The sequence below is a fragment of the Herbiconiux sp. UC225_62 genome, assembly GCF_042694625.1.
In the GTDB taxonomy this organism is placed as follows: domain Bacteria; phylum Actinomycetota; class Actinomycetes; order Actinomycetales; family Microbacteriaceae; genus Herbiconiux.
Map to the genome: position 1 here is coordinate 4,059,652 of NZ_CP170551.1, position 24,007 is coordinate 4,083,658.

Here is a 24,007-nt window from a genome sequence, read left to right on the forward strand (position 1 = left end):
TTAGGGCTGGCTTCGCCTTGATCGCCGCATTCAGATTGCCCCCATGGACGAGCAAGGCGCATCCTTCGGCCGCGGTTCAGCCGGCCCTGCGAAGTCACTCCGAGCCCAGTGTCGGAGGGTGGTGATTGAATTAATCTCATGAATGAGAGTGGGATGCGGATCGACGCCATCCTCGACGAATTGGTCGCCGAGGAGGCGATCCGGGCGGCGTCTTCAGCGCGCACTGCCGTGCTGCTGGCGGAGGCGACGAGGTTGCGGCTGGCCGAGTCGCGGTCGGATGCGCATGGGCTGGCGATGCGCTCGCTCGTCGCGGAGATCTCGTGCGCCATCCGCGTTCCGGAAGGGACGGTGATCCGTCTTCTGAACGACGCCGAGACCCTCGTACACACGCTTCCGGCCACTCTCGAGGCGCTGTCGAGCGGTGCCATCAGCTACCGTCACGCTCAGAAGATGGTGGAGGCTGCGTCCCCGATTCCGCGTGAAGCGCGCGGCTCGTTCGAACTCGCGCTCCTGCCGGAAGCGGAAGCCACGACAGCCGCCCGTTTCGAACGCATCGCACGTCGTGAACGCGAGCGGCTCCACCCCGAATCGATCGAGGTGCGTACTCGAGCCGCGACCGCCGACCGTGACGTGGTGCTCACGCCGGATGCCGACGGCATGGCCTGGCTGACCTGTCACCTCCCGGCCGTGGCCGCTGTGGCGATCGACACCCGCTTGAGCCGCATGGCCCGCGCGGCGCACACGGCGACGGAATCACGCACGCATGCGCAGCTCCGCGCCGATGCGCTCACGACTCTCCTGCTCGGTCGGGGTGCCGCACGGACAGCCGGTTCCCCGCCGCCTGTCGCAGCCGACGACACGGTCGCCGTTGCCGACCACTCGGAGGGGGACGATCCACCGGTCGACACACGGGCTGGCGAGGATGAGTCGCTCGGGGCCGACTACGGCGCGTTCACCATCGATGACGAGTGCCTTGGCGTCGTGCCGACGGTGATCGTGACGGTGCCCGCGCTGTCTCTGCTCGGGCACGACGGCGGTCAGGCGGAACTGCACGGCTTCGGGCCGATCGACATCGACACGGCTCGCCGGCTCGCGGCGCGAGCACCGAGTTTCGTCCGCATCCTCACGCACCCCGAGACCGGAGAGACGCTCTCGGTCGGGCGGACTCGATACCGGCCTCCGCCCGACCTGCGTCTCGCGTTGCTACTCGACGACGAGACCTGCCGGTTCCCGAACTGCAACCGGCGCGCCGAATCGTGCGAGGTCGATCACACCACCGACTGGGCACACGGTGGCGAGACCGGGCGCGCCAATCTGCACCACCTCTGTCCGAAGCACCATCACCTGAAACACGATTCGAGCGGCTGGAGGGTGGTCGCACGCCCGGGACGAACGCTGGAATGGAGCTCGCCCACGGGAAGGCACTACGTCACGAGACCGTCTGCATCCAGACGGAGTTCAGCGCGACCGATCTTCGTACCGGCCGCCGCGGCGGGGCCCGACGAAGGGGTGGGGTGATGGGCAGGCCAAGACGTGAGGCGGAACGACGAAGGCCGCCACCCCGCAGGGTGACGGCCTTCTGAAGTAGATCGTGAGGCGCGAAGTGCCGGTCGACTAGCGACGCAGACCGAGTCGCTCGATGAGCGAACGGTAGCGGTCGATGTCGATGTCCTGCAGGTAACCCAGCAGGCGGCGGCGCTGCCCCACGAGCAGCAGCAGACCACGACGCGAGTGGTGGTCGTGCTTGTGCTCCTTGAGGTGCTCGGTGAGATCCTTGATCCGCTTGGTCAGGATCGCAACCTGAACTTCGGGGGATCCGGTGTCACCGGGGTGGGTCGCGTACTCTTCGATGATCGCCTTCTTGACGTCTGCTTCGAGTGCCATAGATGGGATCCCCTTTCTCTCGTTGCGCGGTGCCAGTCAGCCGGATGCTGTGGCTCTCTTTATCCGCGGCCGTCTTCACGGCAACCTGTAGATCCTACCAGAAACGTGCTCGTAACATTCGGGCCGCCGAATCGACTCCGGAGTGGGAACACTCCATAGTGGTATCGCGTTGGTCGTTGACGGAACGGAATTACTTCATGACTCAGAACACCCTCAGCACGGCCACCCTTCCCGTGCTCGACTTCTCCCGCCTCAGCCAGGGCGACGCGGAGGCCGACGCCTTCCGCACCGAGCTCCGCGAGGCCACCCACGATTACGGCTTCTTCTATCTCGTGGGCCACGGCGTGCCGCACGACCTGATCGACCGCGTCATGGTGACCGCACGCCGCTTCTTCGACCTCCCCGAGGCCGACAAGATGGCGATCGAGAACCTGAAGAGCCCGCATTTCCGCGGATACACGCGAGTGGGCGGCGAGCTGACCCAGGGCAAGGTCGACTGGCGCGAGCAGATCGACATCGGCACCGAGCGCGAACCGGTCGAGATCACCCCGGACACCCCCGACTACATGCGCCTCGAAGGCCCGAACCAGTGGCCATCCGCTTTGCCTGAGCTGCAAGAGGTCGTGTCCGAGTGGTACGACGAGCTCACCCGCGTGAGCCTCACGCTCCTGCGCGAATGGGCGCTGTCGCTCGGCGCCGACGAACACGTCTTCGACGCCGCCTTCGCCGAGCGGCCCTCCACCCTGATCAAGATCGTGCGCTATCCCGGCAAGAGCGACCCCGAGCCGAAGCAGGGCGTCGGCGCCCACAAGGACTCGGGCGTGCTGACCCTGCTCCTGGTGGAGCCGGGCAAGGGCGGACTCCAGGTGGAGAAGGACGGCGAGTGGATCGATGCTCCCCCGATTCCGGGAGCCTTCGTCGTGAACATCGGAGAGCTGCTCGAGGTCGCCACCAACGGCTACCTCAAGGCCACGGTGCACCGCGTCATCTCGCCGCGCATCGGCGACGACCGCATCTCCATCCCGTTCTTCTACAGCCCGGCGCTGGATGCGACGATCCCGGTGCTCCCGCTGCCCGCCGAACTGGCCGCGGAGGCGACCGGCATCACCGCCGATCCCGACAACCCGGTCTTCACCACCTACGGCGAGAACGTGCTGAAGAGCCGGTTGCGCGCGCACCCCGACGTCGCCGCCATCCACCACGCCGACCTCGTGCAGAAGGCGTCTGCGCCCGCCCCCGCCGGCGAGTGAGCAGCCGCCCCGAACCCGATCCCACGCCGGTCCCGGAGGCCGACGCCGCCGAACCGGCCCGCCGCCGCAACCCCTTCGCCGACCTCACCCCGCTGCGCGCGAGTCCCGCGTTCGCGCGCCTCTGGGCCGGGCAGGCCATCTCCGGCATCGGCAGCCAGATGACCATCGTGGCGGTGGGCCTCGACATCTACCGCCTCACCGGGTCGACGTTGGCCGTCGCGGGCGTGGCGCTGTTCGCACTGGTTCCGATGATCGTGTTCGGCCTCTACGGCGGGATGCTCGCGGATGCCTTCGACCGGCGCGCCGTCGCTCTGATCGCGGCGATCGTGGCCTGGTCGTCGACCGCGGCGATCGCGATCCTGGCCTGGACCGGCGCGGACAGCGTCGCGGCCCTCTACGCCCTCTCCACGTTGAACGCCGTGGCAGCGACCGTCATCACGACCACCCGCTCCGCGATCTTCCCCCGCCTGCTCCCCCGCGAACTCCTCCCCGCCGCCGCGGCCCTGAACGGCATCACGTTCGGCTTCATGGTGACCGTCGGACCGGCCCTGGCGGGCGTCCTCGTCGCGACCGTCGGCTTCGGCTGGACCTATTCCGTCGACGTCGTGCTCTTCGTCGCCGCCTTCCTCGGGATCGCGAGTCTTCCGCGCATCCTGCCCGAGGGGGAAGTCCAGCGCCCGGGCCTCGCCTCGCTGCGGTACGGGTTCGCGTTCCTGAAGCGCGCCCCGAACATCCGGGCGTCGTTCCTGATCGACATCTTCGCCATGACGTTCGGACAACCGCGCGTCCTCTTTCCGGCGATCGGGGTACTCGTGCTGGGTGGCGGCCCCGTGACGGTGGGCCTCCTCACCGCCGCGTACGCGATCGGATCGACCCTCACCGGGATCTTCTCCGGGCGACTCGGACACGTGCGGATGCAGGGCCGGGCGATCGCCCACGCGGTGCAGGTGTACGGCGCTTTCGTGGCGCTCTTCGGAGTGGTCGTGCTCGTCGCCTCCGCTGCGGGCTCCCCTGTCTCACAGGAGCTCGACGACGTGAACCGGCCCGCCCTGGTGCTGGCTGCGCTCGCACTGATCGGCGCCGGCGCATCCGACGAGGTGAGCGCCATCTTCCGCGGCACGATGCTGCAGACCGCGGTGCCCGACAACATGCGCGGCCGGCTGCAGGGCGTGTTCACGGTGGTCGTCACGGGCGGACCACGGATCGGCGACCTCTACGTGGGAGCCCTCTCCGTGTTCGCCGCACTCTGGTTCCCACCGCTGCTCGGCGGCTTCGTGATCGTGGTGGCGGCGACGCTCATCCTGCGCCTGGTGCACTCGTTCCGCGCCTACGACGCGTTCGACCCGAAGCCGTAGCGACCCGAAGCCGTAGCGACCCGAAGCCGTCAGAGTCCCGCCGGGGGCTCCTCGCCCGGTGCGAGCAGCAGCGTCAGCCGCTGGGTCGGGCGCGTCATCGCCACGTAGAGCGCCGAGGCCCCGCGCGTGTTCTCCGCCACGATGCCGGCCGGCGAGACCACGACGACCGAGTCGAACTCGAGGCCCTTCGCCTCGGCCGGCTCGAGCAGAGCCACAGTGCGCGACAGGCCGGCGACGCCGACACCGAAGGCCGAACCGAAGGCATCCGAGAGCACCGGCGTCAAGGACGGGATGAGCGACACCGGAGCGATCACCGCCACGGTGCCACCGGCCTCGGCCGAGACCTGGGCTTCGGCGGCCGCATCGGCCAGGAGGGCCGCCTCCGACTCGCTCGCCCGTGCCGTCACCGGCCATTCGGTCGTGCGCACCGACGTGGAGCGCGTGACGGTGAGGCCGCTGGCGTGCGCCACGCGCTCCGCCGCGTCCACGATCTGCGAGGGCGTGCGGTAATTCACCGTGAGCTCCTCGAGACGCCAGTTCTCGCCGATCAAGGGCTGCAGCGTCGACGACCAGCTCGTCGAGGAGGCCGCCGAACTGGCCTGAGCGACATCCCCCACGATCGTGAACGACCGCAGCGGCGACTTGCGGAGCAGCACCCGCCACTGCATCGGCGAGAGCTCCTGGGCTTCGTCGACCACGATGTGCCCGTAGGTCCACGAGCGGTCGGATGCCGCGCGCTCCGCCGTGGTGAGCCGCACCGTCGACTCCTCGAACCCGGCCACCACGGCCTCGGCCGAGACGATGCCGGCGACATCCATGTTGCGGATGGCATTCTTCGCGTTCTCGAGGTCGCGCTTGCGCTGCGCCTTCTCGGCCCGGCGCGCCGCGGCGTTGCCCGGGTCGTACTCGCCCAGCAGCTCGGCCGCTTCGTCGAGAAGCGGGACGTCGGACACCGTGAACGCGGTCCCGCGCTCCCGCCGCAGGAGTTCGCGCTTGGCCTTCGACCAGTGCCCCGTGATGGACGCGAGCCACTGCGGTCGCGCGTACAGGTCTTCGACCAGTTTCTCGGGCGTCAACGGCAGCCAGGCGGTGTTCAGGGCGACGCGCACGTCGTAGGCCGTGCGGATGTCCTCCCGCAGGTAGGCGAGATCGGCGTCGTCGACCGTGCTGCCCCGACGCCGCAGCTGCTCGGCCAGTTGCCGGGTGAGCTGCGCGAGCACGTTCTTGACGAACTGCACGCGACCCTCGTTGTACGGCTTTCCGGATTCGCGCGCCTTGGCCATGGCCTCGGCGATGAGCGAGGGCTCGAGCACCAGCTTCTCACCGTTGATCTCGAGCGCGATGGCCTCTTCGGGCACCCGCTGCCGCGACCGCACGGCCCGGCGCACGAGCGCGGCCATCTCGGCCGATCCCTTCAGGGCGGCGACCGCCGGCGCGTCCTCCTCGAGGGCGTCGACCCCGGGGTAGAGCTGGCCGAGGCTCGAGAGCACCACGCCGGTCTCGCCGAGGCTCGGCAGCACCGCATTGATGTACTGGAGGAAGGCGGGGCTCGGGCCCACGACGAGCACGCCGCTCGAGCCGAGACGTTCGCGGTAGGTGTAGAGCAGGTAGGCGGCGCGGTGCAGTGCCACGGCGGTCTTTCCGGTGCCGGGGCCGCCCTGCACCACGAGCACGCCGCCGAGTTCGGAACGGATGACGCGATCCTGCTCGGCCTGGATGGTGGACACGATGTCGTGCATCTGCCCCGTGCGCTGCGCGGAGAGAGCGGCGAGCAGGGCGCCCTCGCCCTGCAGCTGCGTGCCTTCCTCGTCGAGCAGGGTGGAGTCGAAGACCTCGTCCTCGATGCGCACGACCTCGCGCCCGCGGGTGGTCAGATGCCGACGGGCCCGGGCGCCCAGCGGTGTGGCGGCGGTGGCCTGGTAGAAGGCGCGGGCCTGAGGGGCGCGCCAGTCGAGCAGCAGCGGCTCGAGGTTCTCGTCGCGCAGCCCGATGCGGCCGATGTAGCGCAGTCGCGATCCGTCGTCATCCGGGTCGATCAGTTCGAGGCGGCCGAAGGCGAGTCGCTCGCCGACCTCGCGGAGCTGATGGATGCGGTCCTCATAGGCCCGGGCGAAGGCGTCGCGCTCGGAGCGGCTCTGGTGGTTGCCACCCACGTTCTCGCGGCGCACCACGGTCAATTCCTCTTCCGCCTCGGCCCGTAGACGGTCGAGTCGCGCATAGAGTCCCGCAACGTAATCGCGCTCGCGCGCCAGTTCTTCCTCCGCCACGGCACCTCCCAGAATCCAGCACGCTATTCTACGCGCGGATTGCCGGGAGGATGCCGAGGCGAGGTTTCCGGACGGTGAAATCCGGGGTGTTCAGTGTTCGGTGTTCGACGTTCAGCGGAGCGCGACTACGGGACCTCGACCAAATCGATCACGAAGATCAACGTCTTGCCGGCGAGGAAGTGGCCGCTGCCCTCGGGCCCGTAGGCGAGGTGGGGCGGGATGGTGAGCTTGCGACGACCGCCGGCCTTCATGCCGGGAATGCCTTCCTGCCACCCGGCGATCAGGCCGTTCAGCGGGAAAGTGATGGTCTCGCCGCGGTTCCAGGAGGAGTCGAACTCCTCGCCGGTGTCGTACTCCACGCCGAGGTAATGCACCTCGACGGTGGCGCCGGGGGTCGCCTCGGCGCCGGTGCCCTCGACGATGTCGACGATCTCGAGAGTGGTGGGGGCCGGGCCCTCGGGGAATTCGATTTCGGGCTTGGTGCCGATGGGATCTGTCATGGGTCCATCCAATCCCACCGTCGGGGTCAGGTCAAAGCGCGCGCGGGCATCCGCTCGTCACACGGTGTGGCCGGCGGAGGCGGCGGCCAGCGCGACCCGGTCGCCCAGGATCGCGTCGAGCAGCTCGGCCTCGTCGTGCTTCGGTGCGATGTTCGCACGGTCGACCAGCAGGCGCTGCCGCACGAACGCCAGGCGCGTGGCGTGGCGGATGAACGACTTCAGGGCGGCGGGCCCGTTGCCGCCCGGGAGCGTGCGGGCCCAACGCCGGGCCTGTCGACGGCCCGCGCCGGAGGACAGCATGTCGACCTCGGCGGGGCTGAACCAGCCGGCCGCCGCGTACTCCGAGAGTCTCGCTCGGGTGAGCTTGGCCTCCGACTTCCGCAGCAGCACGACGAACACCACCGCCAGCGCGAACAGGGGCACCTGCACGACGAAGTAGATGAGGAAGAAGCCGTCGAGGCCCTCCACCAGGAACGACGAGCCGTTCCAGAGGGCGTGCAGCGCCATGGCGAGCACGAGTCCGACGAGGAAGATGCCGACGCCCTTCAGCCAGCCCTTGCGACGAGCGGCGAACCCGAGGGCGACACCGGTGCAGGCCGTGAACATGACGTGCGCGAACGGCGACATGATGCCGCGCAGCACGAAGGTGAAGCCGAGGCCCACGCCGCCCGACTCGATCAGCGCCTGACCGAAGTAGAGGATGTTCTCGGTGAACGCGAAACCGGCGGCCACCGTGGCGCCGTAGACCAGTCCGTCGACCGGCCCGTCGAACTGTTTGCGGAAGAACAGCAGGAGGATCAGCACCCCCACGGCCTTCGCGCCCTCCTCGACGACGGGTGCCTGGATCACCGATCCCCAGAGCTCGCTCGTGGTGTTGTGACCGTCGCTCGCGACCGCGACGGCGACCTGCACCCCGAAATCGACGACCAGGGCGATGGCGACGGATGCCGCAGCACCCCAGAGGAAGGCGAACCAGAGTGCGGGCCGCGGCTCCGGTTCCCACCGGTCGATGATGGTGATCGCGGTGAGCACGACCGCGAGCGGCACCAGAGCCAGGATCGCGCAGATGACGAAGGCCGCCGGACCGAGTCCGAGCACGAGGTACCCGACCACCGCGAGGAACACGAATCCGAGCACGATGATGCCGACGATCGCCAGCACCAGCGTGCCCGTGCTCGTCCGGCGCGCCGGCGGACCCGGTGCGATCTCGGGCAGCGGCGGCAGAGCGACGTCGGGCCGGCTGACCGGCCCCGCGGCGTTCGAGGTTCGGGGGTCGAAAATCGTCAAGAGCAATCCTCACCTTGGCAGTACTCGACAGCGTAGTGGACTGCGGCTTGTGCGGGCACGACATCTGTACGCCGGTCGCGCCCGATAGCCTGGAGGAGTGAGATTCGCACACCTGTCCCCCCGTTCCGCAGCCGGAAGGGAAACGGCGGGTTTCTATCTCGTCGACGGGCACCGGGTACTCCCGGTCGGAGCGGTGGTCGACGACCCGCCCCGCGACCTCCAAGACCTGATCGAGCGCGGCGACGCCGAGCTCCACCGCCTCCGGGCCGCCGCAGCGGACCACGACTGGCACGACGCACTCGACCTCTCCGACTTCGAGCACGCACCCGCGGTCTCCCGCCCGCCCGCGATCATCGCGATCGGGCTGAACTACGGCGCGCACGCCTCCGAACTGAACCTCGACATGGCGGCCGCGCCGACCGTGTTCGCTTTCTGGCCGAGCTCGCTCGCGCCGCACGAAGGGACCACGAGCTGGCCCCAGTCGCTCAGCTCCGAGGTGGACTACGAGGCCGAGCTCGGGGTCATCATCGGCAAGCCGGCCAAAGACGTGAGCGTCGCGGATGCGCTGGACCACGTGTTCGGCTACACGATCGTGAACGACATCACGGCCCGCAACGTGCAGTTCAGCGAGGCCCAGTGGATCCGCTGCAAGAGCTTCGACGGGTTCACCCCGGTCGGACCTGTCGTGGTCACCGCCGACGAGGTGCCCGACCCGCAGGATCTGAGGCTGGGCACCGTGCTCGACGGGCGCACGGTGCAGGACTCGTCGACCAGCGAGATGATCCACAGCGTCGCGAAGCTGATCAGTGTGCTCTCGCAATCGACCACACTGCTGCCCGGCACGCTGATCTCGACCGGCTCGCCGGCCGGCGCCGGCTACTCGCGCAAGCCGCAGATCTTCCTCAAGAACCATTCCACCGTCACGATCTGGATCGACGGCATCGGCCAGCTCACGACGCACTGCCGCGTCATCGAGGACTGAGAACTCCTCCACCGCTTGACCTGGAGCGCACTCCAGGTCGCAGGATGGAGGCATGCCTCCCGTAACCCTTCCCACACTCGACGTGGCGGTGCCCGACGACGGACTGTCGATCGGTGACGTCGCCCGGGCGACCGGGTTGAGCATCGACACGCTGCGCTACTACGAACGCGCCGGACTGATGCTCGACCCGACGCCGCGCGACCCCGGCGGCCGCCGCCGCTACACCCGCACCGATCTCGACTGGATCGCGGGCCTGATCATGCTCCGCGAGACCGGCATGAGCATCACCGACGTGCGCCGGATGGCCGAGCTCAGCCGCGCGGCCGGGACCGAAGCCGAACGGCTGATCGTGCTGGAGAGCCATCGCGACCGGGTGCTCGCGGAGCTGGTCCGCACCCAGGCACACCTGGCTGCCCTCGACAAGAAGATCGCGGCCTACCAGGCGGTCGTCGCCTCCGACGACCAGACCGCGACATCCCTCCCGACCCCGACCTCCCAGGAGCTCCCGTGACCACCTTCACCCCACCCGTTTCCACCGCGCCTCTCGGCGACGGCCTCAGCGTCTCGGCCATCGGCCTCGGCGCCATGGGCATGAGCGCCTTCTACGGCGCGAGCGACGAAACCGAGTCGATCGCCACGCTGCGCCACGCCGTCGACCTCGGCGTGACCTTCATCGACACGGCGGAGGCCTACGGCCCCTTCCTCAACGAGAAGCTCATCGCCCGTGCCCTGGGCGATCGCCGCGACCAGGTGACCTTGGCCACGAAGGCCTCCTCCGAGACCGACGACGACGGCACCGTGCACGGCCGCAACGGCACGCCGGCCTACATCCGCAAAGCCGCCGAGCGCTCGCTCCGCCACCTCGGCACCGACGTGATCGACCTCTACTACCTGCACCGCGTCGATCCGGCTGTGCCCGTCGAGGAGAGCGTGGGCGCCATGGCCGAGTTGGTCGCCGAAGGCAAGGTGCGTCACATCGGGCTCTCGGAGGCCTCCGCCGCGACGATCCGCCGGGCGCACGCCGTGCATCCGCTGGCCGCCGTGCAATCGGAGTTCTCGCTCTTCGCCCGCGACGTGCTCCACAACGAGGAGAAGGCGACCACCGACGAACTCGGCATCGGCTTCGTGGCGTTCTCTCCGCTCGGCCGGGGCTTCTTGACGGGCGACATCCGTTCGGTCGACGACCTCGATCTCGACGACGCCCGGCGGGGCCTGCCGCGGTTCCAGCCCGACGCCATCGCGGCGAACCTGGCGCTGGTCGATCGGGTGAACGCCATCGCCGCGGAGAAGGGCGTGTCGAACGCCCAGATCGCCCTGGCCTGGCTGATGGCTCAGGGTGTGGTGCCCATTCCGGGAACCCGGAGCCGCCGCCGGCTCGAGGAGAACGCCGCCGCCGCGGGGCTCCGCCTCGACGCCGCTGACCTGGCGCGCCTCGCCGAGGCGTTGCCCGACGACGAGATCGTGGGCGGCCGCGACGTCGTGGAGCACGCCCCGGGCGTCGATCGCTAGGAGACCCGGGCCGCCAGCCGGGGTGAGGGATGCGGCAGCGGATGCGCGTGTCGCGGCAGCAGGCCGTCGAGCGTCAGCGCGAGGTAGCGCCGCCAGAGACCGGGGTCGGTCCGGGCGAGTGGGGCGGCCGTCTGGTAGATGCCGCTCACCAGGAGCGCGATGTCGTCTCCCGTGACGTCGGCGCGGATCGCGCCGGCCTCCCGCGCGTGCGCGGTGAGCTCGTCGACGAGCTCGTGCAAGCGCCGGATGGACTCCTGCACCCGCTCGTTGCCGGCGGAGGCCCCCGCCACGACCTCGCAGAACGCGCGGTCGTCGGCCTGTCGGTGGACGGCCTCGGTCATGAACGCCCGCAACGCGTCGGCGGGTGGGAGAGTGCTCGCGAGTTCGCGACCGCGCGAGAGCAGGGCCTCGAGTACCTCGCACACCACCTCGGCGACCAGCGCATCCTTCGAAGCGTAGTGCCGGAAGACGGTCCCTTTGCCCACACCTGCCTGCGCAGCGATGTCGGCGATCGACACCTCCGTGCCCTCGCGCGCCAGCAGGTCACGGGCCGCCGCGACCAACCGCTCGCGGTTGCGCCGGGCGTCGACGCGCAGCAGCGGTTCCTGCTGGGGGATGGTGGCGGGAACGCGTTCGCTCATGGCTCAAGCATAACCTGACCACGTGGTCCGATTACTGTCTCGCGGCCGATACGATCAAAGTGACCGAGTGGTCCGATTACGGACCCGGAACTCAAGGAGATCGAAATAGTGACGGACATGTCGAACACCAGCCAGACGCTGAGCGGGAAGGTCGCACTCGTGACGGGCGCGTCATCCGGGATCGGGGAAGCCGTGGCGCTCGCGCTCTCCGCGGCCGGCGCGAAGGTCGCCGCCGGTGCGCGCCGGCTCGACCGGCTCGCGACCGTGGCCGAGCGCGCGGAGGGCGAGGTGCTGCCGCTCGAGCTCGACGTCTCCGACCAGCCATCCGTTCGCGCGGCCGTGGCGGCGACCGTCGAACGGTTCGGCCGCCTCGATGTGCTCGTGAACAACGCCGGCGTCATGCTCAACGGCCTGATCGAGGGCGCCGACACCACGGAGTGGGAACGGATGGTGGGCACCAACCTCCTGGGCACGATGTACGCCACCCACGCCGCGCTCCCCCACCTGCTCGAGAGCAAGGGCACGGTCGTGCAGCTCTCCTCGACCTCCGGGCGCATCGCCAACGCGGGCGCCGGTGTCTACGCGGCCACGAAGTTCGGCGTGAACGCCTTCTCCGAGTCGCTCCGCCAAGAGGTCACGACGCGGGGTGTGCGGGTGGTCGTGGTGGAGCCCGGATTCACCTCGACCGAGCTGATCGACCACATCTCCGATCAGGGGTCGCGGGCGATGGCGGCGCAGCTGGCGACACAGATGCGCACACTCCAGCCCGCCGACATCGCGGCCGCCGTGCTCTACGCGGTCGGACAGCCGGCACACGTCGCGGTGAACGAGATCCTCATCCGGCCCACCGATCAGAGCTGATAGGCCGACCTCGTCACAGGCGGCGGGGCTGCCCGGTCGGAGTTCGTGAGGGCCGAGCAGCACATCACGGCCCTCCGGTCTGCCGAGAGGTAAGAGCGGGAACACCGGGTTTCAGGCGGTCTCCGGATATGCGCCAAGCAGACATCGGCTGGTCCCACCCGCCACCGAACGGATGTCCCGGGCCCGCGGCCCGTGCCCGGGACATCCTCCTGTCTGCCGAGCACCGGCGGGCGGAGCGCTACGGGCGCCGCCACCGATAAGGCGTCGTGGTCGAGACCTTCACGAACCCCCGACCGCTCGAGGATCGGCCGCGAGTACTCCGTCGAGTCGCTGTGGATGAGCGATTTGCCGGCCGCGATCGCCGACCGGGCGCGGGTCGCGGTCAGTGCGCGGTACAGGCCGCGTCCCCGCCATTCCTCGCGGGTCGCCCCGCCCCAGATGCCGGCGAACGAGGTTCCGGCCACCGGTTCGAGGCGGCCCGCCGAGACCATCCGGCCCTCCGCCTCGACCACCCAGAGCTCCATGCCGTCGTCGAAGCCGAGCCGGCGCAGCAGGGCGTCGGCCATCTCGTCGGAGGGCTCGTCGCCGAAGACCTCGTCCTGCATGGCGCTCATCGCGCGCACGTCGGCTTCCTCCGTCACGCGGCGGAGCGTCGCGCCGGGAGGGAGCGGGACGTCGACCGCTAGCGCTGCGGCCGAACCGATCATGATCGACTCCGGCTCGTCGGCGACGAAGCCGTTTTCCCGCAGCGCGTCATGGAGTCCCGGCGCGTGGTCGTGCCCGCGGGTCTTCCATTCCACCCGGGTGATCTCCGGATCGGCGTCGTAGTGCGCGAACGCGTCCGCCACGAGCCGACGGATCTCCGCCGCGTCCGCTCCGCCGAGGTCGCGATAGGTCACGAAGCCGCGCCCGTTCGCGAAGGTCACGAGGCGCAGCGGCCCCAGCCGGGCGACCGCGATCGCGCTCGGGGTCTCCGCGTCCGTGCGCAGCTGGTCGTCGTAGGCGGCGAGGAGGTCGTCGGTGGTCACGGTCGTCACGCAGTCGTCAGGAGAGGGCGGGGATGACCCGCTGCTCGAGCAGGCGGATGCCCGACAGGTCGTAGGCGGCCTCCGGTGCGTAGATGATGCTGTAGTCCAGTCCCCGCTCGGCCATGCCGGCGAGTCGTTCGGTGACCTGCTCGACCGTGCCGACGCCGAGGGCGCCGGCGCCGCGGTAGGCCTGCATGAACGTCGCGGTCGTCTTCTCCCCGAGGTAGGGCGCCACCCGCTCCTCGATGATCCGCAGGCGATCCTCCACCTCCGCCTCGGTCTCCCCCACCACCGCGGCGTAGTTCGTGGTGCGCGTGATGGCGCCGAAGTCGCGGCCGAGTCGCTCGCAGTGCGCGCGGAGCACGGCGCTCTTGTGGTCGAACTCCTCGGGCGTGCCGGCGAAGTTCGTGTAGTCGGCGTACTGCGCCGCGATCCGCAGCGTCACCTTCTCGCCGCCGCCGGCGACCCAGATCGGGATGCCACCCGTTTGCAGGGGCAGCGGCCGCACGATCGCGCCGTCGACGGTGAAGTGCTTCCCCTCGTGCGAGACGATCCCGTCGGTCCACGCCGCGCGGAAGATCTGCACGGTCTCGTCGAGCATGCCGAGCCGCTCGGCGATCTCCGGGAACCCGTAGCCGTAGGCCCGCCACTCGTGCTCGTACCAACCGCCACCGATGCCCATCTCCACCCGGCCGCCCGAGATCGCGTCGACCGTGGCCGCCACCTTCGCGAGGTAGACGGGATTGCGGTAGCCCGCGCAGGTGCACATCTGCCCGAGTCGCACGCGGGAGGTGGATGCCGCGAGCGCGCTCATCAGGGTCCAGGCCTCGTGCGTGGCCTCCTCGCTGGGCACCGGGGTGGTGTGGAAATGGTCGTAGACCCAGACCGACTCCCACGGGCCGGCATCCGCGTGCGCGGCGATGGAGCGCATCGTGCTCCAGTGCTCCTCGGCGGGTATGCCCACCAGATCGAAACGCCAACCTTGGGGAACGAAGAGACCGAAGCGCATGCGCCGATCGTAACGCGATGAGCCGCGGAGTCAGTGCACCAGGATCTTCAGCAGCACGGCCAGCAGTCCGAGGCATGCGGTGGCGAGCGCTCCCCCGACCCGCCAGTACCAGCGGATGCCACGACCCTCGAATGCGATCCAGCCGATCACGGCCAGCGACGCCACCCCCACCCACAGAGCCGCCCAGTAGGCGACGACCCCCTCCTTGACGCCGAAGAGGCCGAGTACGAGGAAGACCGTCGGCAGGATCGCGGCGAACAGGAAGCCGCGCGATTTCCGTAAAGCGATCCGGAGCGAGGTGTCGAGGTCGACGGAGCCGTCGGCGGCGCGGCGGCGCTGCTCGGCCACGGTGTGCGCGAAGACCTCGGTGAACCAGAACACGAGCACGCTGAGCACGGTGATGGCGAAGACGTCGAGCACGCCGTCGTTCTGGTCGGCGACGGCGACGAAGACGCTGACGAGGACGATCCCGGAGACGAGCTCGGGCGTGACGAGGGTCTGACGCAGGGTCCGTTCCGACACCACCCGCCTCGACTCCATCCGCCCTGGCCGGATCCGCGCTGGCCCGGGATCGCTATTGGGCCGCCGCGATCCGCCCCGACGCGGCCGCGGCCCGCACGCTCTCGTAGTCCGCGTCGTTCTGATCAGCGTAGTGCTCCGCGAACTCGGCCACCGCATGGTCGAACACGTCGCGGGCACCAAGGTAGGCGCTGATCTCCAGACGCGCACCGGCGCGGGCATGGGCCCGGGCGAGGGTCTCCCCGCAGAGCCGCGCGTAGAGCAGGGCGCCGGCGGGCTCGGCACGCTCCATGTCCATCGAGGCCTTCCCGTCGCTGAGCTGCCGGATGTAGTAGTCCCGCGACGTCCCGTCGGCTCGGTCGACCCGCTGCCAGCCGAGGAAGGAGTCGCTCGCGGCCTGCATCAGCCGCTGCCCGCGTACGACGCGTTCGCCGTGGTTCTCGTACTCGGGCGTTTCCGTTCCCTGCTCGAGAACCGACCGCTGCGCCTGCTTGGCCTGCAGCAGCAAGGGATCGTCCGCATCCGTTCCGCGGAGGAGGATCACCCACGCCCGCGTGCCGACACTGCCGACGCCCACCACCTTCCGGGCCAGGTGGTGGTAGCTGAACTCGCGCAGCGGATGCGGCTGGTCGAGCAGTGTGGACTGGTAGCTGCGGAGGAGGGCCGGGATGGCGACCCGGTCGTCGATCAGGTCGCCGTCGCCGAATCCGCCCTCCTCCGGCGGCAGCTCCTCGACCGGCACGATCAGCGGCGGCGTGGAGACGAACCGCAGTCGCCCGTCGACCTCCCGCACCAGCTTCGAGAACGCCCGGGCGCTGTCGTGCTCGTTCGCCGACTCGATGGTGGACTCGGTGCGACGCACCTGCTTGCGCTTCGCGGCGCCCGACGCCGCGGCTTCACGCAGGAGGGCACGCACCTCGCTCACGTCGAACCGCTCGTACCAACTGTCGAGCACCCGCCCGGCGGCGGCGCGCCGGATCGCACCGCGGTACGCCCCGACCACGGCGAGCACCGTCGCCCGCCGGTCGGCGTCGCGGAATCCCCGGTATCGGGTCGCGATCTCGAAGCTCGCCGCGAGCCGCTTCACATCCCATTCGAACGGCCCCCGCGCGGTCTCGTCGAAGTCGTTGAGGTCGAAGATCAACGAGCGCTCGGGGGTCTTGAACAGGCCGAAATTCGCCAGGTGCGCATCGCCGCAGAGCTGGGTGACGATGCCCGAGTCGGGCAGGGCCGCCAGATCGGCCGCCATGATGGCCGCTCCGCCGCGGTAGAACGCGAACGGCGAACTCAGCATGCGTTGGTAGCGCACCGGAATGAGCGAACGCACCCGTGATTCGGCCTGCCTCTCGAGAATCGTCACGACGTCCGTGCGGTCCTCGGCGGGCCGCCAGGTGGCGTGGCTGCGCCGCGGCGAGAACGCCCGAGCGGAACGGCCGAGGTCGATGCGCTCGGCGTTGCTGCGCCAGAGCGGCACGCCGTTGTCGGGGGTGATCCTCACAAGCGTGTTCGTGGTCATCGTCGTTCCTCCATCAGAGCGCCACCGCTTTCAGCGCCGGCGGGTTCCAAGCGCCGTCGAGCACCGCCGCTGCGGGCTCGTACAAGCGCATGATGATGCGCAGCGGTCCGGCCGGCGCGGGCAGCCAATTGGCCGTGCGGTCGCCGCCGGGATCGGTGGGACCGTAGTAGAGGTCGAGCGAGCCGTCGGCGCCGTAGACCAGCGGATCGCGGTCCCCGAGCGCGAAGCGGTTCAGCGGGTTCGCCACCTGGAAGCTGTCGGAGTCGTACATGGTGACCGACCAGAAGGCGCCGACCGGGGGCAGCTCCGACTTCTCGAAGTGCTGCACGTAGGACTTCTCGCCCACGATGGGCGATCCATCGGAGTCGGCCACCAGGATCGGGTACACGGCGTCCTCCGGCGGGTTGGCTCCGAGACCCACCATCGCCACGATGGCGCGCTTGGTGTAGAAGTTGCCATAGACGCCCATGGTGTCGGTGTTCATCGACCAGCCGTTCGCCACCCGGGCCAGCGTGGGCAGCTCGGCGAGCTGGCGGGCCAGCGCATCCGCTTTCCCGGCCTCGAGAGCGGCCCGACCGTCGGCGTCGAATGCGGACCCGTCGAAGTCGTCACCCGGCACGAAGCCGATGCGGGCGATCCGCGCGAGCACCGAGAAGTCGGTGGCATGTGGCGGGTAGAGCTGCACGAGCCGTGCCGCATAGCCGAAGTAGTCGATCGCCGGCAGCCCGTTCACGATGTGCAGCGGGTCGCCGGTGAGGTCGAGGCCTGGCGGCGCGACGGATGCCCGGACGTCGTGCGAGAGCTCGCCGCCGTCGAGCGCGCGCAACGTCAGCCCCCGCTGGAAGCGGTGCACCGCGTCGTAGTCGGCGGGACCGTCCGTCTGCGTGCGCCCGATCAGCCACACCGCGGAGGTCGTGGCTCTGATGAGCTGCGTCCCGGGCGGCACGCTCCCGCTCCAGTCGGGTCCTGCGATCACGAAGGAGCCGGTCCTGGTGCCCGTCGTGCGCTTGCCGGGAACCGCGAACACGTCGGTCCACATGTCGAGCATCGGAAGCAGGTAGTACCGGCCGCCGGAGTCCGGGACGTCGAGCACGATCGGGCCGTCCTCGAGATCGAGCCACGCGACGCTGTACAGCGTGTCGAAGTTCGGCGCCACGACGCTCCGGAAGTCGGCCGGCGGGAACTGCTGCACGTGGGAGAAGGTGTTCGGAGCGCTGCGCCCGATGGCGGCGGGGTCACGGGTGTCGGTGAGCTGCATCCGTGTGACGTCCATCGTGACGAGCGGGTACAGGTAGGTGAAGGCCTCAGCCGCCCGTTCGCGGATCTCGACGGGATCTGTCGCTGTCATTCGTCGTTCCTCCAGGGTCGATGCAGGGAGTCAATCGGAGGGCGGATCCGCTGTCGTCATCCCGACCGGGTGATCCACCGGAACGGTCAGAGCCGGGTGATGCCATCACCGGCCACGACGACGCCGATGATCAGCAGGATCAGGGTCGTGACGGTCGAACTGTTCTTCTCGATCCAGTGCCGCATCGTGCGCAGCCAGCTCTGCGCGTGCTGCGGCGAGGCCGCCGCCACGATGATCGGCGCGATCACGGTGCTCGTCGCGAGAAGGGTGAAGACCAGCACCAGCACTCCGAGTTCGGCCGGCGAGAGCCGTTCGCCGCGCACCGAGAGGCCGGCGGCCGCGCAGAGCAGGATCGACTTGGGGCGGAAGCAGAGCAGCAGGCCCAGTCCCGCCGAGCGCAGCGGCCCGAATCCCGACACGAGGTTCATCCAGCGCGGTACCCCCGCTGACTCCGAGTGCAGGGATCGCACTCCGGTGACCACCGCGAGGACCACCAGGGCCACCCCGATCACGATCAACGCGATCCCGAGCGCCTGCTGCGGATGCCGCACCACCGGCGCCGGGATCACCTGCGCCAACGCGATGCAGCCCGCGAACACCCCGGCGACCCCGACCACGAACCCGATGAGGAAGGGGAACGCCGAGCGACGCGCGTTGGGTGAGAGCAGGATCAGCACGGTGACGAGGATGGGCACCGAACTGATCGCCAACGCCACCGCGAGCGGCAGCAATCGTCCGATCGCCTCGGCCATCTCTCACTCCAGAGCGGAGGTGAGTCGTGCGACCCCGTCGAACACCGTGCGGCTGAGCGGCTCCCGCTCCCACTCCTCCCGGGTGAGTTCGCGGCCGATGTCGCGGTAGTGCTGCTCGACGGCGCGCATCCCGTCGACGAAGGAGCGACCGCGCACCAGCAGCGAGATCTCCAGGTCGAGGTTGAACGACCGGATGTCCATGTTGCTCGATCCGATCACCGCGAGATCGTCGTCGATCGACAGATGCTTCGCGTGCAGGATGAACGGGGCCGGGTACTGGAAGATCCGCACCCCCACGTCGAGCAGCGCACCGTAGTAGGAGCGCTGGGCGTGGAACACCGGCCCCTGGTCGCCGATCTCGGAGACGAAGAGCTGCACCTCGAGTCCGCGCTGGCAGGCGCCCGTGATGGCGTACATCATGGCCTCGTCGGGCACGAAGTACGGACTCGTGATGATCACCTTGCGCTCGGCGCCGTAGATCAGGCCGAGGAACATCCGCAGGTTGTTCTCGAAGGCGTAGCCGGGCCCGCTCGGCACCAGCTGGCACTCCAGGGCGTCGGCACCGGATGCGCGGGGCTGGTCGACCGCCGGCACGTTCTCCTCCAGGATCTGTTCTCCGGTCTCGGTGAACCAGTCGCCGAGGAAGACCGCGTTGACGCTCGCCACCACCGGCCCGGTGAGCCGCGTCACCAGCTCCTGCCACTTGAGGCCGCGTTTGAGGTTCTTCGGCGTGTTGTAGGTGCGGTCGATCAGGTTCTGCGATCCCATGAACGCCACCCGTCCGTCGACCACGACGAGTTTGCGGTGGTTGCGCAGATCCGGTCGCTGGATCTCGCCCTTGAGCGGCCGCACCGGGAGCATGAACGACCAGATCACCCCGATCCGGTCGAGTTCGGCGAAGGTCTCCTTGCTGTGCACGGCGCGGGTCGAGGAGAGGTGGTCGGCGAGCAGCCGCACGGTGACGCCGCGCTGCACGGCGCGCTCCATCGCGCCGAAGAAGTCCTTGGTGGTGGCGTCGAAGGAGACGATGAAGTACTCGACGTGCACGAAGGTGCTGGCCCTGTCGATCTCCGCCGTCATCGCGGCGATCGAGCCCTCGTAGTCGCCGTAGAGTTCCGCGGTGTTGCCGTCGCTCGGCGGGATGCGCGTGAGTCGCTCGTTCTGGATCACCAGGTTGTCGAACCAGACCGGCCACAACCCGCGGCGCGGCGTGAGGTCGAGCCCGCGGGCCCGCTCGGCGATCATCCCGTCGACCGTCTCCTGCAGGGCGAGCCGCTTCTTCGGCAGCTTCGTGCGCCCGATCACGAGGAAGAGGATGATGCCGATGAAGGGGATGAGGAAGATGGCGAGCAACCACGCCATGGCGGCGGTGGGCTTGCGCCCGCGGGGCACGATGATGAGGGCGGCGATGCGGATGGCGAGATCGGCCGCGACGACCACGATCCAGACGAGATTGGTGAACAGGACGTCGCTCATGAGGGGAACCTAGCGAACCGCGCGTGCGGCCTGCATCACCCTGACGGGATGACGACAGCCTCGATGCCGCCCGCCTACCGTGAGGACATCTCAACCGAGCGGGAGCACGCCGATGACCGACAGCACCGAGTCACGATCGCCGTATCCGCGCGGGGCGATCATCCTGGTGGGGCTGGCCTCGGCCGTGGTGGTGTCGATCGGCATCAGCTCGCTCCGCGGCATCCTCGCCCCGGTGCTGCTGACCCTGATCCTCACCATCTGCGCGAGCCCGGTGCGAACCGGCCTGGAGAAGCGCGGGGTGCCGCGGGGACTGGCCACGGGAGCGGTGATCCTGGTGGTGTTCGGGCTGCTGGCGGGATTCACCTACACGATCCTGATCGCCTTCTCGCAATTCGTGGCGATGCTGCCCGACTACGCCGAGCAGTTCCAGCAGATCGGGCAGACCATCGCGGGCTGGCTGACGACGCTCGGCATCGACCAGCAGCAGATCCAGTCCGTGGTGCAGGGAATCGACCCGGGGAACGTCGTCTCCGCGGTGACCAGCGCGCTCGGCAGCGTCGCCGGCATCACGGGAGCGCTCGTGATCGTGCTCACCATGATGATCCTGATGGCCGCGGACGCGGTCTACGCCAAGACGATCCTCGGTCAGCTGAGAACCCGCAAGCCCGAGCTCGTCACCGCGATCACTTCCTACACCTCCAACGTGCGGCGCTACATGGTGGTCACCACCGTGCTCGGCATCGTGCAGGGAGCGCTGAACACGGTGGCGCTCGTGATCCTGCAGGTGCCGGCCGCGCTGCTGTGGGGGCTGCTCGCCTTCTTGATGAGCTTCATCCCGAACATCGGGTACTTCTTCGCCATCATCCCGCCGATCATCTTCGGCTTCCTGGTGGGCGGGTGGCCGACGGTCATCGCGATCGTGATCGTCTACGGCGTCATCAACGCCGTGGTGCAGTCGATCATCCAGCCGCGGGTGGTGGGGCAGGCGGTGTCGCTCAGCCAGACCATCACCTTCTTCTCGGTGCTGTTCTGGGCGGTGGTGATCGGGCCGATCGGGGCGATCCTCGCGGTGCCGCTGACGCTGCTCGGCAAGATGATCCTGATCGACGCGAACCCGGATGCCCAATGGTGGCGGCCCGTGCTGGGTCCGACGGCCGAGACCCGCGGCATCCTGAAATCCGACTACGTGGAGGAGAAGACCGCCCGCAAGACGGCCAAGGCGCAGAAGGCGGCCGCCCGGCCGCACAGGACCACTACCCGGCCGCCGCAGGGTTGACCGACACGAGGTCGATGTTCAGTGCTCCGAACATCGAGAGCAGTCCGTGCAGGGCGGCCTGATCGACCACGACCCCGGTGACGTGGGTGAAGGAGTCCTCGTCGACGAGCACGTCGTAGCCGGTCAGCGTGGCGGCGAGCTCGGGGCTCAACCGCCCCCGCACCACGATCTCGAAGCTCTGCTCGTGCACCCGTGCCTCCGCTGCATCGGCGAGGGAGAGTCTCTCCCTCGACTTCGAGTGTGCGCCTGACGCAGATGCCGGTCGTCATCCGCCATGGATGACTTCCGGCCCCGCTGGCATACTGGCATTCGGGGGCGGGAAAAGAGGCCCGATGGCACAACAGCATGTTCCTCCGCGGCACGCGGTCGACCGACCGAGCCTGCGTCTCCTGCTCGACGAGGGCCGGTCCGGACCGGCCACCCTGCTCGTCGCCCCGGCGGGGGCCGGCAAGTCCGTTCTCATCAGTCAGTGGGCCGCCGAGCATGCCGAACTCGCCTTCGTGTGGATCGACGTCGGGCCCGACGACGTCGACGCCGCCCACTTCGCGCGCCGGCTCACCACGGCCCTCGGCTCCCTCTCCCCCGGCGTCGGCGACCTCGTCGCGAAAGTGGTGGCCGCCGACGGAGGGCTGGGCCGGCCGTTCGTCGATGCCCTGAGCGAGCGGATGCGCGCGCTGCCGGAATGCGTGATCGTGCTCGACGACCTGCACCTGCTCGCGAACGAGAAGGTGCTCGCCGACCTGTGGACCCTCGTCGACCTCCTGCCCGAGCACGTCCACCTGCTGCTCTCGTCGCGCCGCGACTTCCGGCTCGGCTGGGGCCCGTTGCGCCTGCGTTACAACCTCCTCGAACTGCGGCAGTCGAATCTCGCCTTCGACGAGGCGGATGCCGCGGAGGCGGTGGCACGCATCAGCGGCCGCGCCCTGAGCCCGGATGCCGTGTCGATGCTGGTCGAACGCACGGAGGGGTGGGCGGCCGGTGTGCAGCTGGCGGCCCTCACGCTGCGCGACACCGACGACCCCGAGGGTTTCGTCTCCCTGCTCGTCGGCAGCGAACGACTGATCGCCGACTACCTCGGCGAGGAGGTGCTGCTCGCTCAGCCCGAGCGACGCCGTGCGACGCTGCTGCGCCTCTCGGCCCTGAAGGAGATGAACGCCGATCTGGTCGCCGCGTGCACCGGGGAGGCGCGCGCGGCGGAGGTGCTCGAGTCGCTGCAGGAGCAGTCGATGTTCCTGCTCCCCGTGGCCGGAAGGCCGGGTTGGTACCGCTTCCACCATCTCTTCCGTGAACTGTTGCGCTACCGCCTTCACGTGAACGATCCGGACGGGGAGTCGACGATGCTCCTGCGCGCGGCGGAGTGGTCGCAGGAGCACGACTCCTTCGAGAAGGCCATCGGCTACTTCCTCGAGGCGGAGCGATGGGACGCGGTGCTCGACGTACTGCTGGCGCGCGGCTCCGACGTCTTCGAGCGCGGAGAGACCGCCACGATGCTCCGGTGGCTCGACGCCGTTCCGGAACGCGTGCTGCGGGACAACCCGGATGCGCAGCTGCTGCGGGGCATCCTGCTCGGTCTCAGCGGCCACGGCGCGCAGGCCGAGGACATCTTCCGCGAGCTCTGCGCGGATACGGGACTCACCACGGGCCAGCGGCTCGTCGCGCAGTGCTACCTGAGCGGACGGGTGCAATTGCGCCCGGGCCCCGCGCTCTCGCTGAGCGACGCCGAGGAAGCGCTGCGACAGCTCACCGAGTACGACGGTGAGCCGGTGCCCGATCTGCTGCGGCTCACCAGCGTCGAACTCCTCTGGCCGTTCGTTCTCGCCGCCGGTGGGCGATCGCTGTTCCTGCTCGGCCGGCTCGCCGAGGCGAGATCCTGGCTGCAGCGGGGACTGGACGCGCCGGGCGGACGATACTCGGCGTACCGCATCCATCTGCTCGGCAGCCTCGCCCTCGTGGACGTCTGGGAGGGCGCTCTCGACCGGGGACTCGAGACGGCCGACGAGGCGATCGCGCTCGCCCGCGAGGTGGGGCTGCTCGGGCATCCGGCTCCGGCCGACGCCTACCTCGCCCGCTGCTTCGCGGCCATCGCGCTCGGCCGCACCGAGGCCGCACTCGAGGCGATGCGGGAGGCGGAGGCGCTCTCAGCACTCAACAACCGCACCCAACTGCTCTGGGTGGTGCGGCTGGCGAAGACGCTCATCCTCGGTCCCCTCTTCATCGACGACGAGGCGATCGGTCCCCCGCCGCCGGTGGTCGCCGCGGAGCTCGCCCACGCGCGCGACGCCGTGCCGCTCGCGGCCACGACCGCGCCATTGGCGGTGCCCCTCACCGACCGCGAGCACGAACTGCTCGCCTACTTCCCCAGCCGCTACTCGAACGCCGAGCTGGCGGCGCGGCTGTTCGTGTCCGTCAACACCATCAAGACTCACATGGCCCACATCTATCGCAAGCTCGACGCCCCGGACCGCGACGCCGCCATCCTGCGCGCCCGCGAACTCGGTCTGCTCTGAGAGCGGGCATGCACGACGACCAGCTGCCGGTCGGGCGTCA

General features: G+C 69.4%; 21 protein-coding genes and 1 pseudogene. 9 read left to right on the forward strand and 13 right to left on the reverse strand.

What is annotated here, in order from left to right; translation table 11 throughout:
* The first annotated feature begins 153 nt into the window (after window positions 1–153).
* Window positions 154–1,518 carry a DUF222 domain-containing protein gene (locus tag ACFJGU_RS19795; protein ID WP_382305912.1) on the forward strand — a complete coding sequence of 455 codons (1,365 nt, stop codon included), beginning with the start codon at window positions 154–156 and terminating at the stop codon, window positions 1,516–1,518.
* A gap of 96 nt (window positions 1,519–1,614) precedes the next feature.
* Here the strand turns inward: ACFJGU_RS19795 and rpsO are convergent, their stop codons facing one another.
* A complete protein-coding gene (gene rpsO, locus ACFJGU_RS19800; protein ID WP_022898789.1) occupies window positions 1,615–1,884 on the reverse strand; it encodes a 30S ribosomal protein S15 in 270 nt (89 codons plus the stop codon).
* Window positions 1,885–2,081: 197 nt separating this feature from the next.
* Here rpsO and ACFJGU_RS19805 point away from each other — a divergent pair, with 197 nt between their 5' ends.
* Window positions 2,082–3,134: an isopenicillin N synthase family dioxygenase gene (locus tag ACFJGU_RS19805; RefSeq protein WP_382305914.1), complete on the forward strand. Its 1,053-nt coding sequence runs from the start codon at window positions 2,082–2,084 to the stop codon at window positions 3,132–3,134.
* On the forward strand, window positions 3,131–4,489 hold the full coding sequence (locus ACFJGU_RS19810; RefSeq protein WP_382305915.1) for an MFS transporter: 1,359 nt from the start codon (window positions 3,131–3,133) through the stop codon (window positions 4,487–4,489). The genes ACFJGU_RS19805 and ACFJGU_RS19810 overlap by 4 nt, the downstream gene beginning before the upstream one ends.
* 29 nt (window positions 4,490–4,518) lie before the next feature.
* On the opposite strand, the gene ACFJGU_RS19815 is transcribed toward ACFJGU_RS19810, so the two are convergent.
* The 3 genes from ACFJGU_RS19815 to ACFJGU_RS19825 all read right to left on the reverse strand — a co-directional run bounded on the left by ACFJGU_RS19815 (window position 4,519) and on the right by ACFJGU_RS19825 (window position 8,543).
* Entirely contained in the window at window positions 4,519–6,756 is a 2,238-nt protein-coding gene (locus tag ACFJGU_RS19815) for a HelD family protein (RefSeq protein WP_382305917.1), read from the reverse strand.
* Between the two features lie 125 nt (window positions 6,757–6,881).
* Entirely contained in the window at window positions 6,882–7,256 is a 375-nt protein-coding gene (locus ACFJGU_RS19820) for an FKBP-type peptidyl-prolyl cis-trans isomerase (protein WP_382305919.1), read from the reverse strand.
* A gap of 57 nt (window positions 7,257–7,313) precedes the next feature.
* Complete coding sequence (locus ACFJGU_RS19825; RefSeq protein ID WP_382305920.1) at window positions 7,314–8,543, reverse strand: PrsW family intramembrane metalloprotease; 1,230 nt, start codon at window positions 8,541–8,543, stop codon at window positions 7,314–7,316.
* A 97-nt stretch (window positions 8,544–8,640) separates the two neighbouring features.
* On the opposite strand from ACFJGU_RS19825, the gene ACFJGU_RS19830 reads away from it, so the two are divergent.
* From ACFJGU_RS19830 to ACFJGU_RS19840, 3 genes are read left to right on the forward strand one after another with little or no spacing between them, the layout of a single operon-like run.
* Window positions 8,641–9,525: a fumarylacetoacetate hydrolase family protein gene (locus ACFJGU_RS19830; protein ID WP_382305922.1), complete on the forward strand. Its 885-nt coding sequence runs from the start codon at window positions 8,641–8,643 to the stop codon at window positions 9,523–9,525.
* 52 nt (window positions 9,526–9,577) lie between these two features.
* Window positions 9,578–10,036 carry a MerR family transcriptional regulator gene (locus ACFJGU_RS19835; RefSeq protein ID WP_382305924.1) on the forward strand — a complete coding sequence of 153 codons (459 nt, stop codon included), beginning with the start codon at window positions 9,578–9,580 and terminating at the stop codon, window positions 10,034–10,036.
* Entirely contained in the window at window positions 10,033–11,034 is a 1,002-nt protein-coding gene (locus ACFJGU_RS19840) for an aldo/keto reductase (RefSeq protein ID WP_382305926.1), read from the forward strand. Before ACFJGU_RS19835 ends, ACFJGU_RS19840 begins: the two co-directional genes overlap by 4 nt.
* On the opposite strand, the gene ACFJGU_RS19845 is transcribed toward ACFJGU_RS19840, so the two are convergent.
* The gene (locus ACFJGU_RS19845; RefSeq protein WP_382305928.1) at window positions 11,031–11,675 is read right to left on the reverse strand and encodes a TetR/AcrR family transcriptional regulator; all 645 of its coding nucleotides are present in this window, start codon (window positions 11,673–11,675) and stop codon (window positions 11,031–11,033) included. The two genes, ACFJGU_RS19840 and ACFJGU_RS19845, sit on opposite strands and share 4 nt — an antisense overlap.
* A 117-nt stretch (window positions 11,676–11,792) precedes the next feature.
* Between ACFJGU_RS19845 and ACFJGU_RS19850 the strand changes: the two genes are divergently transcribed.
* The gene (locus ACFJGU_RS19850; protein ID WP_382305929.1) at window positions 11,793–12,536 is read left to right on the forward strand and encodes an SDR family NAD(P)-dependent oxidoreductase; all 744 of its coding nucleotides are present in this window, start codon (window positions 11,793–11,795) and stop codon (window positions 12,534–12,536) included.
* Window positions 12,537–12,774: 238 nt separating this feature from the next.
* Here the strand turns inward: ACFJGU_RS19850 and ACFJGU_RS19855 are convergent.
* The 7 genes and pseudogenes from ACFJGU_RS19855 to cls form a co-directional block, all read right to left on the reverse strand.
* Window positions 12,775–13,573 (reverse strand): annotated as a pseudogene (locus ACFJGU_RS19855) (GNAT family N-acetyltransferase).
* Between the two features lie 7 nt (window positions 13,574–13,580).
* Complete coding sequence (locus tag ACFJGU_RS19860; RefSeq protein WP_382305931.1) at window positions 13,581–14,573, reverse strand: LLM class F420-dependent oxidoreductase; 993 nt, start codon at window positions 14,571–14,573, stop codon at window positions 13,581–13,583.
* Between the two features lie 30 nt (window positions 14,574–14,603).
* Window positions 14,604–15,095 carry a hypothetical protein gene (locus ACFJGU_RS19865; RefSeq protein ID WP_382305932.1) on the reverse strand — a complete coding sequence of 164 codons (492 nt, stop codon included), beginning with the start codon at window positions 15,093–15,095 and terminating at the stop codon, window positions 14,604–14,606.
* Window positions 15,096–15,147: 52 nt separating this feature from the next.
* Window positions 15,148–16,608 carry a DUF2252 domain-containing protein gene (locus ACFJGU_RS19870; protein ID WP_382305933.1) on the reverse strand — a complete coding sequence of 487 codons (1,461 nt, stop codon included), beginning with the start codon at window positions 16,606–16,608 and terminating at the stop codon, window positions 15,148–15,150.
* Between the two features lie 13 nt (window positions 16,609–16,621).
* A complete protein-coding gene (locus ACFJGU_RS19875) occupies window positions 16,622–17,956 on the reverse strand; it encodes a DUF1254 domain-containing protein (RefSeq protein WP_382305935.1) in 1,335 nt (444 codons plus the stop codon).
* An 86-nt stretch (window positions 17,957–18,042) separates the two neighbouring features.
* A complete protein-coding gene (locus tag ACFJGU_RS19880; protein ID WP_382305937.1) occupies window positions 18,043–18,708 on the reverse strand; it encodes a GAP family protein in 666 nt (221 codons plus the stop codon).
* A gap of 3 nt (window positions 18,709–18,711) precedes the next feature.
* Window positions 18,712–20,184 (reverse strand): cardiolipin synthase, encoded by a 1,473-nt coding sequence (gene cls, locus ACFJGU_RS19885; RefSeq protein ID WP_382305939.1) that lies wholly within the window; start codon window positions 20,182–20,184, stop codon window positions 18,712–18,714.
* A gap of 112 nt (window positions 20,185–20,296) precedes the next feature.
* On the opposite strand from cls, the gene ACFJGU_RS19890 reads away from it, so the two are divergent.
* Window positions 20,297–21,460: an AI-2E family transporter gene (locus ACFJGU_RS19890; RefSeq protein WP_382305940.1), complete on the forward strand. Its 1,164-nt coding sequence runs from the start codon at window positions 20,297–20,299 to the stop codon at window positions 21,458–21,460.
* Here the strand turns inward: ACFJGU_RS19890 and ACFJGU_RS19895 are convergent.
* Window positions 21,438–21,650, reverse strand: a complete 213-nt coding sequence (locus ACFJGU_RS19895) for a hypothetical protein (protein WP_382305942.1) — start codon at window positions 21,648–21,650, stop codon at window positions 21,438–21,440. The genes ACFJGU_RS19890 and ACFJGU_RS19895 overlap by 23 nt on opposite strands.
* 142 nt (window positions 21,651–21,792) lie before the next feature.
* Between ACFJGU_RS19895 and ACFJGU_RS19900 the strand changes: the two genes are divergently transcribed.
* On the forward strand, window positions 21,793–23,967 hold the full coding sequence (locus tag ACFJGU_RS19900) for a LuxR C-terminal-related transcriptional regulator (protein ID WP_382305943.1): 2,175 nt from the start codon (window positions 21,793–21,795) through the stop codon (window positions 23,965–23,967).
* The last annotated feature ends 40 nt before the right edge of the window (window positions 23,968–24,007 follow it).